The following is an 853-nucleotide window of genomic DNA, read 5'->3' on the forward strand; positions in this document are numbered from 1 at the left end:
GTCCAGGACTGCGCCTGCCGGCACCCGGACCGGACGCCACTGCGCCTGCAGCACTCCGTCGACCGTGACCGGTGCGGGCGCGCCCGTCACACACACCACCGTGTCCTCGTCGAACTGCAGTGCGGGACCGGACATGGCGCATTCGATTCCGGCGGCGCCCTCGTCGTTGCCGAGCGCGGTGTTGCCGAGCCGGAACGACAGGTCGTCCATCGGCCCCGACGGCGGCACACCGACGTGCCAGTACCCGGTCCGTCCGGGGAAGTCCTGCACCGTGGTGAGCATGCCGGGCCGGTGCACGGTGATCTTGGCGCTCATGCCTGCGCTCCCGTCGGCCGGGTCACGATCATCCGCACCGCGGTCGGGTCGAAACCGTTGCAGGGGTTGTTGATCTGCGGGCAATTGGACACCAGTACCAGAACGTCGCGCTCCGCGCGGAGCGCCAGGCGGCGGCCCGGCGCGGACAGGCCGTCGACGATGCCGAGCGTGCCGTCGGCGTCGACGGGAACGTTCATGAAGAAGTTGATGTTCGACACCAGGTCGCGCTTGCCGATCCCCCACCGGGATCCTTCGGCGAGGAAGTTCTCGACGCAGGCGTGCTGGTGCTTGGTGTGGTGGCCGTACCGCAGGGTGTTCGACTCCTGCGAGCAGGCGCCGCCCACCGTGTCGTGCGAGCCGACCTCGTCGGCGACGAGCGTCATCAGGGCGTCGTGATCGTCGGTGCGGAGGACACTTCCCGTGGTCAGGAACAGGTTTCGCTGCGCCGACACCGTGGCGGCGGCCGAGTAGCGCTGCCGGTGGTCGTCGGCCGCGTAGATCAGGGTGTCCACGGCCTGGTTGCCGCACAGGTCGACGA

Annotated in this window: 1 protein-coding gene and 1 pseudogene; both read right to left on the bottom strand. The window is 69.5% G+C overall.

The window, feature by feature from the left end:
- Positions 1 to 315: pseudogene (locus AC1D1G_RS45605) on the bottom strand (5-oxoprolinase/urea amidolyase family protein); the annotation flags it as partial.
- On the bottom strand, positions 312 to 853 hold a 542-nt coding region (locus AC1D1G_RS45610; protein WP_477956988.1), incomplete at its 5' end, for an urea amidolyase associated protein UAAP2. The gene AC1D1G_RS45610 and the pseudogene AC1D1G_RS45605, both read right to left, overlap by 4 nt.

The sequence above is a fragment of the Rhodococcus sp. P3_B8 genome, assembly GCF_056402775.1.